At 59.2% G+C, this 15,157-nt stretch carries 13 protein-coding genes and 2 pseudogenes; 8 read left to right on the top strand and 7 right to left on the bottom strand.

Features of this window, described 5'->3' with window-relative positions; all coding sequences use genetic code 11:
• The first annotated feature begins 622 nt into the window (after window positions 1-622).
• From AB6803_RS28210 to AB6803_RS28195, 4 genes and pseudogenes are all read left to right on the top strand, one after another.
• Complete coding sequence (locus AB6803_RS28210) at window positions 623-1,456, top strand: enoyl-CoA hydratase/isomerase family protein (protein WP_371111999.1); 834 nt, start codon at window positions 623-625, stop codon at window positions 1,454-1,456.
• A gap of 134 nt (window positions 1,457-1,590) precedes the next feature.
• The gene (locus tag AB6803_RS28205) at window positions 1,591-1,884 is read left to right on the top strand and encodes a DUF1330 domain-containing protein (RefSeq protein WP_371111998.1); all 294 of its coding nucleotides are present in this window, start codon (window positions 1,591-1,593) and stop codon (window positions 1,882-1,884) included.
• Between the two features lie 138 nt (window positions 1,885-2,022).
• A pseudogene (locus tag AB6803_RS28200) lies at window positions 2,023-2,636 on the top strand (transposase).
• Between the two features lie 250 nt (window positions 2,637-2,886).
• Window positions 2,887-3,849 (top strand): dihydrodipicolinate synthase family protein, encoded by a 963-nt coding sequence (locus AB6803_RS28195; RefSeq protein WP_371111997.1) that lies wholly within the window; start codon window positions 2,887-2,889, stop codon window positions 3,847-3,849.
• A 223-nt stretch (window positions 3,850-4,072) separates the two neighbouring features.
• Here the strand turns inward: AB6803_RS28195 and AB6803_RS28190 are convergent, their stop codons facing one another.
• A complete protein-coding gene (locus AB6803_RS28190) occupies window positions 4,073-4,780 on the bottom strand; it encodes a GntR family transcriptional regulator (RefSeq protein ID WP_371111996.1) in 708 nt (235 codons plus the stop codon).
• A 319-nt stretch (window positions 4,781-5,099) separates the two neighbouring features.
• Between AB6803_RS28190 and AB6803_RS28185 the strand changes: the two genes are divergently transcribed.
• A complete protein-coding gene (locus AB6803_RS28185; protein ID WP_371111995.1) occupies window positions 5,100-5,588 on the top strand; it encodes a hypothetical protein in 489 nt (162 codons plus the stop codon).
• 99 nt (window positions 5,589-5,687) lie between these two features.
• On the opposite strand, the gene AB6803_RS28180 is transcribed toward AB6803_RS28185, so the two are convergent.
• The 6 genes and pseudogenes from AB6803_RS28180 to AB6803_RS28155 all read right to left on the bottom strand — a co-directional run bounded on the left by AB6803_RS28180 (window position 5,688) and on the right by AB6803_RS28155 (window position 11,617).
• A complete protein-coding gene (locus AB6803_RS28180; RefSeq protein WP_371111994.1) occupies window positions 5,688-6,470 on the bottom strand; it encodes a glucose 1-dehydrogenase in 783 nt (260 codons plus the stop codon).
• Window positions 6,471-6,523: 53 nt separating this feature from the next.
• Window positions 6,524-7,238 (bottom strand): annotated as a pseudogene (gene tpiA / locus AB6803_RS28175) (triose-phosphate isomerase).
• 38 nt (window positions 7,239-7,276) lie between these two features.
• Window positions 7,277-8,065, bottom strand: a complete 789-nt coding sequence (locus tag AB6803_RS28170) for an SDR family oxidoreductase (RefSeq protein ID WP_371111993.1) — start codon at window positions 8,063-8,065, stop codon at window positions 7,277-7,279.
• A gap of 23 nt (window positions 8,066-8,088) precedes the next feature.
• Window positions 8,089-9,567, bottom strand: a complete 1,479-nt coding sequence (locus AB6803_RS28165) for a sugar ABC transporter ATP-binding protein (protein WP_371111992.1) — start codon at window positions 9,565-9,567, stop codon at window positions 8,089-8,091.
• Between the two features lie 22 nt (window positions 9,568-9,589).
• Window positions 9,590-10,519: a sugar ABC transporter substrate-binding protein gene (locus tag AB6803_RS28160; protein WP_371111991.1), complete on the bottom strand. Its 930-nt coding sequence runs from the start codon at window positions 10,517-10,519 to the stop codon at window positions 9,590-9,592.
• Window positions 10,520-10,636: 117 nt separating this feature from the next.
• A complete protein-coding gene (locus AB6803_RS28155) occupies window positions 10,637-11,617 on the bottom strand; it encodes an ABC transporter permease (protein ID WP_371111990.1) in 981 nt (326 codons plus the stop codon).
• Window positions 11,618-11,840: 223 nt separating this feature from the next.
• Between AB6803_RS28155 and AB6803_RS28150 the strand changes: the two genes are divergently transcribed.
• The 3 genes from AB6803_RS28150 (at window position 11,841) to AB6803_RS28140 (ending at window position 15,138) form a co-directional block, all read left to right on the top strand.
• Entirely contained in the window at window positions 11,841-12,650 is an 810-nt protein-coding gene (locus AB6803_RS28150) for a transketolase (protein WP_371111989.1), read from the top strand.
• Window positions 12,650-13,606, top strand: coding sequence for a transketolase family protein (locus AB6803_RS28145; protein WP_371111988.1), 957 nt, complete (start codon window positions 12,650-12,652; stop codon window positions 13,604-13,606). The genes AB6803_RS28150 and AB6803_RS28145 overlap by 1 nt, the downstream gene beginning before the upstream one ends.
• 65 nt (window positions 13,607-13,671) lie before the next feature.
• Window positions 13,672-15,138, top strand: coding sequence for an FGGY family carbohydrate kinase (locus AB6803_RS28140; RefSeq protein WP_371111987.1), 1,467 nt, complete (start codon window positions 13,672-13,674; stop codon window positions 15,136-15,138).
• Window positions 15,139-15,157: the final 19 nt, after the last annotated feature.

The raw sequence follows: 15,157 nt of genomic DNA, 5'->3' as shown, positions 1-15,157 counted from the left end.
GCATGGCAATCTCCTTTTCTGGAGATTGAATCACACACCAGCACCAACATGAACCCCGTTATGGGGACACGGCCTAGAATCTTTTCCGGATCACACATTCCCGTTCCGCGAAGATAGAGGATCAATGGCGACCATCTGTTGCTGCACGTCCCCCGGTGGACGTGGCAGGGGAAAAGATGCTCGTCCAGGAGCAATGCATCGGTCCGAACTACTTCCATCAAGCCGCACATGTTCGCGTTTCTGCGTCGGACGGACGCCGGATGCGCGCCCGGTTCCCGCAAGTGGAGATTTCAGCATCATTCGAGGGCACATCATCTCCTGTCCGCGAGCCGATACGAGGCCGCTTCGCCCCGATGTAGACTGGGTGCGTCACGGGAAAAACGGTTTCATATTCCGATCTTCCAGGAACCGGGTTCCGGGATCAGTTAAAGGAGATTCGCCGAGCGCATCGGCACACTACGGAATGCGGTTCCGGTCACAGCGGAACGCGCGAGGGATTATTGGGCGGGAGCCGTGGGTCTATATCCATCTCAATCGCTGACACACGTCGAGACTGCGACGAGCAGCGCAGACCCGGTAGCCGCCAGCCACCAAGATGGCCGGCTAGAATGGAGTACGCCTCATGAATTCCAACAACCGCCTTACTATCGTCCGGCAGTCGCCGGCCTATTGGCGCATCGTCATCAACAATCCGCCGCTGAATCTCTTCGACCCGAAGATGTTCGCCGAACTGAACGTTCTCATGGATGACATCGAGAAAGACACCGATCTCAAGGTCGTGGTGTTCGAGAGCGGTGACGAGGACTTCTTCATGAACCACCACGATGTCGAAAACCGCCTCACGGTTCCGGATCAGCCGGGTGCGATGCCATTCTTCGGGAATTGGCCGAAGTTTGTAACCCGCCTTGCGCAGTCGTCCGTAATCAGCATTGCGAAGGTGCGGGGGCGTGCCAGGGCACAGGGCTTCGAATTTGCCCTGGCCTGCGACATGCGCTTCGCGTCCAGGGAGCGGGCGAAGTTCGCGCTGATCGAGGTTGGCGGCTCGTCGATTCCAGGCGGTGGTGGTGTCGAATGGCTGTCCGCGCTGGTTGGACGTTCGCGGACACTGGAAATTGTCTGCAGCGCCGACGATTTTGATGCTGATATCGGCGAACGCTACGGCTTCGTTAATCGGTCAATTCCGGACGCCGAACTCGATGGGTTTGTTGATGCCTTGGCCGAGCGGATGGCGCGGTTCGAGAAGCGCGCGCTCGAGACGGCCAAGAAAATGGTCAACGGGCGTGCCGGCGTTCCGTCAGAAGGGGATCTCTGGACCTCGAACCACATTTTGCAAGGGGTGGACTTGTGGCCCGAGGCGGCGAAGGCATTCACGAAAATGCTGGACGCTGGTCTGGGACAGGTCGGTGAATTCGAGTTGAATTTTGCCGAGCGACTTGGCGACTTTCCATCCGCCTGAAACGCCCGCATGACGTATCTCTGCCATTGCGAGCCGTATTTGGTGAACCATCCACGGCCCGCCATCCGCCCAACGCCGCCTCAGAGACAGGCGCGAACTCTAGTCAATCCGCCACTTTGCATAGGAGAACTTCGATGAGTGCCTATCTCGTTTACGTCCGGGACCGGATCACCGACCTCGTAGAATTCAAAAAATACGAGGAGCGCGCGCCCGCTGCATCGGTCGGGCAACCCATGACCCCGCTCGCTTTTTATGGCGCGGTCGAAACGCTGGAAGGCGATAAAGTGGATGGCGCAGTCATCATTGCGTTTGCGACGGTCGCTGACGCCAAGGCCTCATATAACAGCCCTCTCTATCAAGAAGCCATGAAACACCGCCTGAAGGGCGCCGAGTATCGCGTATTCATCGTTGAGGGCATCACGGGCTGAATTAGTGAGCTGGCCAGTAGGGAACCCGACACCGAGCGTGCTGGCACCCCGCGGAGGAGATAGGAATTGGTGCAGGGATCAAATTTCAACGTTTAGCATCTATGTGGCCGGGATCGAAAATAGGCTGGTCGATCCCGCATGCCGCACAAACATAACGCCGCCCGCCGCCATCACATCGGTAAAATGAAGTTCAAAGTGACGGACTGGGCGGAGTATGAGGCGGGCCTTCGCCGCCGTGGCAGTATGACCCTTTGGGTAACGCCGGAAGCACTTGGCGGTTGGGCTGCCCCACGACGCAAGACGAGAGGAGGCCAGCCTCTCTATTCGGATCTGGCAATGATCAGGCCGACGATGAGATCGACCAGCTCACCGCCGATGGAGCTTATGATGGCACTCCAACCTACGATGCAGTTCTCCGTCACAGCGCAGGCGCAAAGGTCGTCATTCCACCGCGCTCGAACGCGGTGGAACGGCCCAATGTCCAAGCCGCATGCAAGAGAGACGACCATATCGCCTCCCTGCAGATAGATGGCCGGCTGACACGGCAGGCGTCCACCGGTGATGGCAAACGAGCTTTGGCTGAAACCGCGATCGGTCGATACAAAGGCGTCATTGGTCCGCGTTTGCGTGCTCGGTCATTCCTTGCTCAACAGACAGAAGCTGCGATCGGAGCCGCTATCCTGAACCGAATGCTTGCCTGCGGACACCCGAAATCCGTTCGCTGCCCAGCCTCGGCGGGAGCAATCAAATAAGCGGGCCCATCAAAGACCAAATTCCACTCATGTGCTGATCCATGCGCCAACGCCTTCCGCAGGAATACAACATCTTTCCGGGCATGACGATGCACGAGAACCTATAGCCAATGATTACGATGGGCGGTGACAAGCATCAGAAATAAATCCGGAATTTGTGTCGACAAAAAGAATACAAGAAGCTATTATTGTATCACAAGGCGGGGCATTGCGATCCTCCGACGATACGACAGACCAAGAGGAGTTCGATATGACAGCCCAGATTTTCTCCGGCGTTATTCCAGCGCTGATGACCCCTTGCAATGCAGACCGCAGTCCCGATTTCGATGGTCTCGTACGAAAGGCAAAAGAGCTGATTGCGGCCGGCATGTCCGCCGTGGTCTATTGCGGCTCGATGGGCGACTGGCCGCTTCTGACCGATGCGCAGCGGATGGAAGGTGTGGAGCGCCTGGTGGCGGCCGGCATACCGCTCATCGTCGGGACCGGCGCCATCAACAGCGCCTCAGCCGTGGCCCATGCCGCTCATGCCCAGAAAGTGGGAGCGCAGGGCCTTATGGTGATCCCACGGGTTCTCTCGCGCGGGTCGTCAACGAATGCTCAGAAGGCGCATTTCAAGGCGATCCTGTCCGCCGCCCCGGACCTTCCGGCAGTGATTTACAACAGCCCCTATTATGGGTTTGCGACCCGTGCCGATCTTTTCTTCGCGTTGCGGGCCGAACACAAGAACCTGGTGGGCTTCAAGGAGTTTGGCGGCCCCGCGGATATGCGCTATGCCGCCGAAAACATCACCAGCCGCGACGATGACGTTTCGCTGATGATCGGCGTCGATACGGCCGTCTACCATGGCTTCGTAAACTGCGGCGCGACGGGTGCCATCACAGGTATCGGCAACGTGCTGCCGAAGGAAATCATCCACCTTTGCAACCTGTGCCAAGCGGCTGCCAAAGGGAATGCCGATGCCCGCCAGCGGGCACTGGAGCTGGAACATGCTCTTGGAGTTCTGTCCTCCTTCGATGAAGGCCCCGATCTCGTTCTCTACTTCAAACATATGATGGTTTTGAAGGGTAACGCCGAATACGAGCTGCATTTTAACGATAGTGATGCGCTATCCGAGAGCCAGCGCGGTTATGTCGAGGCGCAATTCAAGCTGTTCAACGCATGGTATGCCGAGTGGAGCACACTCCCCGGCGCGGTACAGTCCTTCAAAGCTTGACCGCTACCTGTCATAGGCAAAGTGAGCTCACGATGACGTCGAACTCGATGTCATCGTGATCGGCGCAGGTGTAGCGGACATTCGTGTCGGGGCGGTAGAGCTTGGGCAATTTTGCCTGCCGCCCACATGCCGAGTTCTGAGGCGAAAAGGCCATTCTACTGCCTCTGCGTATGAGGCCAAGTTATTGGAACGAGAGCATTTGAATTCAGCGCCGGCGTGGGCTTCAAAAGTCTGTCAGCTCCATTGATTTGTCTGCGTCGCGAGCGATGAATTCCTGAATTTGACCGATAATCTGTTTGGAATGTGCCTTTGCCAGCTGGTCGGCTCGCTCGACATCGGACACTCGGATCGCCTCGATCATTTCCTCGTGCTCATCGACATATTTGCGTGGCAGCCGATCATCGAATGTCGAGTAATACAGCCGAATAATACGGCGCCCCTCGTCAAGCAGGCGCATGAAAAGACTGGTAAAGTAGGGATTTCCAGCCCGGATGGCGATCGCGACGTGGAACTCGCGGTTGGCTTCGATCATCGCCAATGCATTCTGAGCGTCGACAGCTTCTACAAAAGCGCGCTGGCACGCTAGGATAGATTCCATCCCCTCAGCTCCCTTTCGCATTGCCGCTCCGCGTGTCGTCACGCGATACATCAGCGTCAGCGCCTCGAAGTAATGAGGGAGCGCGGCATAATCAATTCCGGCGACGACAGTGTTGCGATTGGGCAGCGTGGTTACCAGGCCGTCGGCGGCCAAGCGCAGCAGCGCTTCGCGGATCGGCGTGCGGGACATGCCAAACCTCTCCGAAAGGCGGACCTCGTCGAGATGACTGTCCGGACGTAAAGTCATGGAGAGTATTTCGCGCCGCAGCGTTGCGTAGACAGTTTGGGTGCCCTGGCCTCGTGTGCGTGTTACCAACTTCTCTTGTTTCGTCATTTGGTTCACCCTGGTTGAGGCCGTTGTTATCCTCCTGTTCTTCATGGAGTTTCGCTTGCCGTCAAGCGCGATTCAACCTCCTTGTGCACCTCACGACGAGCCTAGACGCATAGGTGACGAATTGTCCGGCGGCAGCACCAATGAGACAGAACTGGGCTAATTGAGAGGAGAGGATGTCTGGTTGATCGTAACCTTGCAAAGGAGCGAAGACGGGTCAGATTCTCCGCAAGTCAATCCATGCAGCGCAGATCCAGCAATGGCGTAAGTGCCTCGAAATTGCAATGAAACAATATTCAGATTGCCATGATCTATTTCCGCGGTGCTGATTGTCCTGTTCGTCTTGCAGGAATTGCGCGCGTCGCAGCCGATGCTGCCGCCCTCGTTGTTCAAGCGCCACATGTTCGCCGTGGCATCGCTCGTGGGCCTTCTTGTCAATGTGGCGTTCTATGGGCTGATATTTGTCTTCAGCCTGTATTTTCAGCGCCTCAACGGCTTGTCGCCCTTTGCAAACGGTTTGGCATTTGTGCCCATGATGGGTGCGGTCTTGCCGGCCAATCTGGCCGCCGCGCGCCTATCGGAGGGCATCGGTGTGCCTGCGACCATCGCCGTGGGCGCGGCGCCGGCGGGCTTCGCATGTCTGACATTGCTCGGCATCCAATATGGCACGAGCTATTGGGCAACTTGCGCGCAACTGGTCGTCATCGGGGCCGGTCTCGGCTTGTTGGTGCCACCGCTGATCATTTCAGCGTGCCTTCTTTTGGCGGCAGCGGCAGCAATTCTGTCCACGCGTCTGTTCGATACAGGGTGAGCATTCGCATCGATGTTCTTGTCTGGTGCGGATGCCGAGGCAATCAAATGCCTGAAGCATCCGGGCATTGGACGGTCTGCTTATGCCTGACAACCGCACTCACGACATGATCAAGCCGCCATCGACGTTGATCGTCTGGCCGGTGATATAAGCCGCATCATCACTGGCGAGGAAGGTCACGAGACCGGCGACGTCCTCCCCGGAACCCGCCCGTTTCATGGGTATGCCTTCCACCCATTCCTTCATGAGCTCGCCGGGGCCGTAGTTGCCGAGCAGCTTGCCCCAGGCCTGATCGTTGTAGGCCCACATGTCGGTCTCGATGATCCCCGGGCAGAAAGCGTTGACGGTGATGTTTTCCACCGCGACTTCCTTCGCCAGGCTTTGTGTGATGCCGACGACGCCCATCTTCGAGGCCGCATAATGTGGCGTGTAGATGAAACCGTCCCGCGCCTGGCCCGATGCGGTGTTGATGATGCGGCCGCCGCGACGATGCTTGCGCATGCGGGCGATTGCCTCTTGGGCGCACAGGAATACGCCCTTTGTATTGACGGCCATCACCTTGTCCCAGTCTGCTTCGGCAAGATTCTCGACACGCGATATGGTGATGACGCCGGCGTTCTGAATGGAAACATCGACGGAGCCGAATTCACGTTCGGCGGCGTCGAAGAGAGCGATGACGCTGGCCTTGTCCGTGACGTCGCCGACGAAGGACGTCGCACGGCCGCCGTTGCTTCTGATGTCATCCGCAACGGTGTGGACAGTCTCTTCATTCGCCGAGACAAGCACACTCGCACCCTCGCGCGCAAAGCGCTTCGCGATGGCAACGCCGATGCCCCGGCTCGCGCCGGTGACGACGACAGTCTTATTTTCGAAGCGATGCATGGAAGCTCCTCCCTTTCATTGTCCGGATAATCCCGTCGGCGCCCGCGTCTCACTTACGAGCCGGATGCGGCGGACAGGATTGATATGAAGTCGGATGCCTTGAGCGATGCACCGCCGACAAGTGACCCGTCGACTCCGGGAATGGAAAAGATCGCGCTGGCGTTGGACGGTTTTACGGAGCCGCCATAGAGCAAACGGATGTCATTTGCCTCGGATCCAAATCTCCTGGAAAGCGCTGCGCGCAAGGCGGCGTGGACTTCGGCGATCTCCTCTTTCGTCGGGACCCGTCCTGTTCCAATCGCCCATACCGGTTCATAGGCAATGGTCGTGTTGGCGGCACCGGCCCCATCGGGAAGTGAGGCCTGCAGTTGTTCTTCGACGACAGCCAAGGTCGCGCCGTTGGCCCTTTCGCTCTCGGTTTCACCCACGCAGATGATGGCGTTAAGCCCGGCGCTATAGGCAGCCGATGCCTTGGCGGCAACCATTGCGCTGGTCTCGCCGTGGTTCGCCCGACGCTCGGAATGGCCGAGGATCACATATGTTGCGCCGATATCAGCGAGCATCTGGGCGGAGATGTCGCCGGTATGCGCGCCGGAGGAATTTGGGTGGCAATCTTGTCCGCCAATACGTAGCTTGGTTCCCTTGGCGACGGTTGCCGCCCTGTCGATCAGCGTGGCGGGGGGGGCATAGGGCAGCTTCGGAACCGGCACTCTCGGCTGCCGCCGCCATTGCCGTGATCTCGGACAGATCCGAGACCAACCCATTCATCTTCCAGTTTCCGGCGATCAATTTACGGGGCATTGCGATCACCAGGCGCAGAATCCGCCGTCGACCAACAGGTCAACGCCGGTTACGAAACTTGCTGCATCCGAGAGCAGGAACACGGCAGGGCCGACCATCTCGTCGACGGCTGCCATGCGCTGCATCGGGGTCTGCTCTTCGAAAAGCTTCGTCTGGTGAACCATCTCCGGCCGGGTGTTCATCGGTGTGGCTGTGTAGCCGGGCGAAATCGTGTTGACGCGGATGCCGCGTCCGACCCACTCCATCGCCATGGACTTCGACATGTGGATCACACCTGCCTTGGAGGCGTTGTAGTGGCACTGGTTAAGGCCGCGATTGACGATGACGCCTGACATGGAGGCGATGTTGACGATGGAACCCTTGCCATGTTTGAGCATGGAGCGCGCTTCCGCCTGGCAGGAGAGGAACACACCCTTGAGGTTGATGTCCATCAGGGTCTGGTACTGGTCTTCTTCCATCTCCTCCGCGGGATTGGCATTCGCAATGCCGGCCGCATTCACCGCCAGCGACAGATGGCCAAGTTCGGCTTCCGTCCGCGCGACTGCTTCGGCAAGGGATGCCTTGTTCGTCACATCAGCCGCAATCTGGATCGACCGGCGACCGGCCTGACGGATAAATCCGGCCGTCGTGGACAGGCCGTCATCGTCCCTGCGATCGAGGAGAGCGACGTCCGCGCCGCATTGTGCAAGACCGATCGCGATGCGTTGTCCGATACCGCTGCCGGCACCCGTGACAAAGGCAACCTGCCCGGCGAGATCGAAAAGCTTCGGCGCATTCAGAGTGATGTCAGGCATCGCTCTTCCTTTCTTCATTCGTTTTAGATTGTAGCCAATTCCATGATGGAGACGTCGTTCGCCTGCGCGCGATCCAGAATGCCCGCCTGCTTGCCTTGCGCAAGCACCAGGATCCGGTTCGAAACGCCAAGCACTTCCTCAAGATCGGAGCTGACGACGATGACGGCGACGCCGCGTTTTGCCAGGCCCACGATAATGTCGTAAATACCGGCGCGTGCTCCAACGTCGATGCCGCGCGTCGGCTCGTCGAGTACGACGACCTTCGGGTCGCGCATCAGCCATTTGGCGATCACGATTTTCTGCTGGTTTCCGCCCGAAAGGTCCGATGCCAGCTGCTCGCCGCGTCCCTTGATCCCGAAGGCCGAGATGGCTTTCTTTGCAAAGTCGCGCTTCATCGATGGTGTGATCCACCGCCGGCCGAACCGATCCAGGTTGGCGTAGACAAGATTTTCGCCGATCTTATGGCTGACGACGATGCCCTGGAGCTTCCGATCCTCCGGCACCATTACGATGCCCCTTGCGATCGCATCGGCCGGGCTGCGCAGCACCAGCTGTTCTCCGTTGAGGTGAACCACGCCCGCTTTCAGGGCATCGGCGCCGGAAATCGCCCGCACCAGCTCGGTTCGCCCGGCGCCGACGAGCCCCGCTATCCCGAAAATTTCACCGGCCCGGACTTCGAAGCTCACATCCTTGAAAGAACCGTCCACGGCAGTCAGGCCCTCGACCTTGAGGACTGGCCGCTCCTGCGGAACCGGCAAGGCGGGAAACAGTCTGTCGAGCGACCGCCCGACCATGCTCTCGACGATGGTGCGAACCGGGGTTGCGCTGTCGGCGAATTCCTGCACCCGCTCGCCATCGCGCAATACGACGATGCGGTCCGTGATCCGTTTGATTTCGTCCATTCGGTGCGAGATGTAGATGATCCCGACGCCTTCGGAGCGCAGCTTGCGGACCTGTTGAAACAGAGCCTCGGTTTCCGCGCCGCCGAGCGCGGCTGTGGGTTCATCGAGGATCAGCAGTTTTGCATCCAGCGCCAGCGCCTTTGCAATTTCGATCAGCTGTTGATTTGCCGTCGAAAGGCCCGCGACTTTCCTCGTGGCGGGAATGTGCAGGTTCAAGCGCGACAGTTGCTCCTGCGCACGCTTGACCATCTGCGCACGATCGACGATCCCGTTCTTCATTGGCCAACGACCGATGAAGACGTTCTCGGCAATCGTCAGTTCCGGCAGGAGCTGAAGCTCCTGATGGATGAGTACGACGCCCTTGTCGATTGCTTCGCGGGGGGAGGCAGGGGCATAAGGCTGCCCCTGCCATATCATCGTTCCTTCAGAAGGAGTGCGTGATCCGGCGATGATGCCCGACAAGGTCGACTTGCCGGCGCCGTTTTCGCCGAGGAGGGCGACAACCTCTCCGGGGTACACGTCGAGGCTGACGTTCTTGAGGACCTCAAGCGGGCCATAGCGCTTCGAGATGCCCCGAAGAGAGAGAACCGGTTCCGTCATATCACCACTCCCGAGCCTGAATTTATGGATGGTTCGCGATAAAGCCTTCGACGTTGTCCTTGGTGGTGAGCGTCGCATCCATCAGCTGAACCGGCGGCACCTTCTCGCCACCAACGATCTTGACGGCCATATCGACGGCCGCGCGACCCATCTTCTGCGTCTGCTGTGTCGCGGTGACGTCGAAAACGCCGTTCTTGAGGGCTTCGAGAGCAGCGGTGTCACCGTCAAAGCCACCAACGACGATCTTCTGCGATGGGTTGCCGACCTTGATGGCCTGCGCCGCGCCCAATGCCAGACCGTCTGCCTGGGCAAAGACGATGGAAACGTCGGGATGTGCCTGGAGCATGTTCTGCATGATCTGGAAGCCCTCATCCTGGCTCCACATGTTGGACCACTGTTCGGCCACGATCTTCACGCCCGGATTGGCCTTGACGGCGTCCATGCAGCCCTTGGTGCGATCGACTTCCGGGGTCGTGCCCTTCTGGCCGTGGATGATCACCATGTTGCCCTTGCCGCCGGCCTTTTCGATGATGTGCTTGCACACGGCATTGGCCGAGGCGACGGAGTCGGTCGCAAGGAAGGTGTCGCCTGGAGCGCCATCGGCGTTGCGGTCCACATTGATGACCGGAACGTCTGCCTGATGCGCGAGTTTCACGGGAATGGTCGCTGCCGCCGCACCCGCCGGGATGTAGATCAGGGCATCGATGTTCTGGGTGAGAAGATCCTGGATCTGGTTCACCTGCGTCGGGCCATCGCCCTTCGCATCGACGGTTACGACCGTGATGCCACGGGTCTTGGCCTCGGCTTCAACGGCCTGCTTGATCTGGTTGAAGAAGTTTGCCTGAAGGTTGGCGACCGCGAGGCCGAGCTTCTTGACTTCCTTGGCCTGCACCGATCCGAGAGAAAGGGCGAGGGCGGCAGCTGTCGTCAGTAGAATGCGGGAAAGTTTCATCAGTTCCTCCTTAGGTTTGACCTTGCCCCTGGGTGTTTCCTCCGCCCCTGAGCTTTTGATCCTCTCCAATCGCCAGGAGAGGAATTCTGCAATGCGCGGCCGAATTGGCCGCTCACATCATCTCTTCTTGCGGCGGAGCGTTTCAGCGCCGACGGCGAGCACGATGACCACGCCGATAATGACCTGCTGCAGGAAGGGGGAGACATTCAGCAAATTGAGACCGTTGCGCAGCACGCCGATGATCAACACGCCGATCAGGGTGCCGCCGATGCCGCCGGCCCCACCCGAAAGTGAAGTGCCGCCGATGACGACTGCCGCGATGGTGTCGAGCTCATAGCCGAAGCCGCTGGAGGGCTGGACGGCATCGAGGCGAGCGGCAAGGACAATCCCCGCCAGGCCGGCAAGTATTGCGCAAACGACGTAAACACCGATGGTTACAAGCGCCACATTGATGCCGGCGAGGCGGGCAACCTCCGGGCTTCCGCCGACGGCGTAGAGCATGCGGCCTTCCGAGCGAAACTGCAGGAATAGCCAGGCGAGGAGGACGATGGCGAGCATCACGAAGACGGTGGCCGTCAGCACGCCGAAATGCCGGTCGATCGCCAGCATCGTGAACCAATCCGGAAAGCCGACGATCTGCTGTCCATCGGTGATCATATTGGCGACGCCACGCGCGACCGACATCATTGCAAGCGTTGCAATGAAGGCCGGAACACGGAAACTCGTCACCATCACGCCGACAATCAGGCCGCTCAATGCTGAGGCAAGGAGAGCCAGGGGAACGGCGACCGCCATCGGCAATCCGGCGACGTTTGCGACCCATCCCATGATCATCATCGACAAAGCGAGCACCGATCCAACCGACAGATCGATGCCGCCGATGAGAATGACGAAGGTCATTCCAACGGACATGACGCCGAGGACGGTGATCTGGTCGAGAATATTCAATGCGTTCCGCGTCGACAGAAACGTATCGGTCGCAACGCTTAAGAATGCGCAGAGCACGAGCAGTCCAATCAGGGGACCCGTCGCTCCGCCGAGCCATGCCAGCGAATTCCTGGACTGTTGAGCCTGCTCTTGAACACCGAGTGCGGACATTGTTCCTCCCACCCATTCACTGATTGCGAGGTTTAATCCTCACAATAGAATAATTATTCACAAGTGTTGAAAAATGCACTACCGCCTCTTTCTGATCGTGTCAATAGGCCTGAAGGTGCCGATGCCCGAGGTCGCGCAGTGTCATATGCAGAAATTGGCTTGACTAGAACGCAGTTTGTGCAAAAATATGTGATAATGAATATTTATGCACAGAGGAAGCATCATGCAGTGGAAGGAACTTGAGCGCATCGCGCGTCAGATACGTCTGCGCGATCTGGAAGCGGTATATGCGGCGGGCGCGGGCCATATTGGCGGGGAGATGTCGGCGATCGATATCCTCACCGCGCTCTATTTCCATGTGTTGAAGATCTATCCTGATAACGCCAAGCATCCTGACCGGGACCGGTTCGTTCTCTCGAAGGGACATACCGCATGCGCCCTCTACATTACCCTGGCGAAACGCGGCTTCTTTCCCGAGGACGAGATCTCGACCTTCCTGCAGCCGCACTCGCGTCTTAATGGGCACCCGAACTGCAACAAGGTTCCCGGTGTCGAGACCAACACCGGTCCGCTCGGACATGGCCTTCCGGTCGCAATCGGCATGGCAAAGGCCGGCAAGCTCACTTCTGCGCGCTACCACACCTACGTCATGACCGGCGATGGCGAGATGCAGGAAGGATCGAACTGGGAAGCGATCATGGCGGCGTCCCAGTTCGGGCTGGATAACATGACGCTGATCATCGACCACAATCGGTTCCAGCAGGGTGCTGCCCTTGCCGATACCAACAATGTAGCGCCACTGCGGCCGAAGCTTGAAGCATTCGGCTGGGAGGTCAGTGAGATCAATGGCAATGAAATGGCGGAAATCGTTCCGGCACTTCAGCATCGGGGCGCCCGCCCGCATTGCATAGTCGCCCACACCAACAAGGGCCACGGCATCTCGTTCATGCAGGACCGGGTCGACTGGCATCACAAGGTGCCAAACAAGGAACAGTACGAACTCGCAGTCGCAGAACTGTCGGAGGCACTTTAATGGACGCGCCCATCTCCACTACCGCTTTGCACGACTGCCGCGATGCGTTCGCCGCGACCCTGGAAGCGCTGGCATCGGCCGATCAGACGATCGTCGCCGTCTGCAACGACTCGGTCGGCTCCTCGAAGCTTGGCGGCTTCAAGTCGAAGTTTCCGGAGCGCTTGATCAACGTCGGGATCGCCGAGCAGAACATGGTCGGCGTCAGCGCGGGACTTGCCAATGGCGGACGCATCCCCTTCGTCTGCGCCGCATCCTGCTTCCTGACTGGCCGTGCCCTGGAACAGATCAAGGCCGACATTTCCTACTCGAATGCCAACGTCAAGCTGATCGGCATTTCGTCAGGCATGGCTTACGGTGAGCTCGGCCCCACGCATCATTCCATCGAGGATTTTGCCTGGACCCGCGTTCTGCCCAATCTGCCCGTTATCGCGCCTTGCGATCGGATCGAGACGGCCGCAGCGATCGAATGGGCCGCGAGCTATGCCGGCCCCTGCTTCCTTCGGCTGTCGCGTGTCGGCGTGCCGGATCTGCTTCCGGAGGGTCATAAGTTCGTGCCCGGCCGCGCAAACCTTCTTCGAGATGGTAGGGATGTGACGCTGATCGCCAATGGAACGCTGACGCATCGCATGATGAAAGCGGCGGATATACTGGCAAGGCAGGGTGTCGACGCGCGTGTGCTCAATATGGCAACGGTGCGCCCCATCGATGAAGATGCGATTGTCGCCGCCGCAAGGGAAACCGGTGCGATCGTGACCGCTGAAGAGCACTCGATCTACGGCGGTCTCGGCTCAGCCGTCGCTGAGGTCGTGGTCGACAATGCGCCGGTGCCGATGAAGCGTCTGGGTGTGCCGGGCATCTATGCGCCGACCGGCTCTGCCGAATTTCTGCTGGATGAGTTCGGTATGGCTCCGAGTGCCATCGCAGAGGCGACGCTTGCCCTGTTGAAGCGGAAGTGAGCAAGCGCTTCTAGCGGCTTTTGAAGCAGCGTTCATGCGCCGATATTGATGTGGAGAAGACTTTCATGCGCGCCATCCTGGCAATCGATCAGGGTACCACCAACTCCAAGGCCATTTTGGTATCGGAGATAGGCGAGCTGGTCTCGCGTGGCGCTGCTCCGGTCGGCATCAGCTATCCTCAATCCGGCTGGGTCGAGCAGGATCCCAATCGGATCTGGCAGTCCGTCTGCGAGGCCGTGCGCCTCTGTATCGAAGCGGCGCCGCAGGTCACGATCGAAGCCGTCGCGGTGTCCAACCAGCGCGAGTCGGTGACGATCTGGGATGGTGAAACCGGAGAGGCTCTCGGCCCTGTCGTCAGCTGGCAGTGCCGCCGGACGGCGCCGGATTGTGCAAAGCTGATCGAGGGTGGTCATTCGCATCGGGTCGAGCAGGTCACCGGTCTTCCCATCGACCCGATGTTTCCGGGATCGAAGGTGAAGTGGCTGCTTGATCGTGCCCCGGTGGGTCGCTCCCTCCGGGTCGGCACGGTAGACAGCTGGCTGATCCATCGCCTGTCCGGTGGCAAACGACATGTATGCGATGCCTCCAATGCTGCGCGAAGCCAGCTCTTCGATCTCAAGTCTCAGCAATGGAGTGACGAGCTTTGCGACTTGTTCGGCGTCGCCAAACAGGTATTGCCTGAGGTCCTGGATAGTTCCGGGGACTTCGGAACGACCGCCAATGTGCCTGGCGTACGCGATGGCACGCCGATCCGTGCGGCAATCGGCGACAGCCACGCCGCGCTTTTCGGACATGGGGCCTACAAAGCCGGCGATGGGAAGGTGACGTTCGGGACGGGGTCGTCCGTCATGACCACATTGCCGCAGTTCATCGCTCCAAGCAACGGCATCACCACCACGGTCGCCTGGCGCATTGCCGGCAAACCGACCTTTGCCTTTGAGGGAAACATCCTTGTCTCGGCCGCCAGCCTGCCATGGATGACGGATGTGCTTGGACTGCCGGATGTTGCAGCCTTGATCGAACTGGCATCGACTGCAGAACCCGGCGGTCCCGGCTTCGTGCCGGCCTTCGTCGGTCTCGGCGCGCCGCACTGGAATTCGGATGCGCGTGCGCTGTTCTCGCAGATCGGCTTCAACACGACCCGCGCGCAAATGGCCAGGGCCGTAACAGACTCGATCGCGTTTCAGGTTCACGATGTCTTTGCTGCGATGCAAAGCCAAAATGGCGGCACGATCGGTGCACTCTATGTCGATGGTGGCCCCAGCAAGAATACGTTTCTGATGCAGTGCGTTGCCGACCTCTTGCAGCACCCGGTTATTCAATGCGAAGCCCCGGAGGCGTCGGCCTTGGGCGCGGCTTACCTGGCCGGTCTGTCGCTTGGCATGTGGCCGGATTTGGAGGCCATTGCGCGTCTGCCGCGCAGCAACACGCTCATAAGACCGCAAGCGAATATCTCGTCGGAGAAACTTAATACGTGGAGCGATGCCATTGCCCGCTCGACGTTCGGCCCGCCGCCCGCTAATGGTGAATAAAAATTCACGGCTGGGGAAA

Source organism: Rhizobium sp. RCC_161_2, from assembly GCF_041355235.1.
Taxonomy (GTDB): domain Bacteria; phylum Pseudomonadota; class Alphaproteobacteria; order Rhizobiales; family Rhizobiaceae; genus Rhizobium.
The sequence above is the reverse complement of the archived record's forward strand: the minus strand, read 5'-3'. Positions and strand labels throughout refer to the sequence as shown.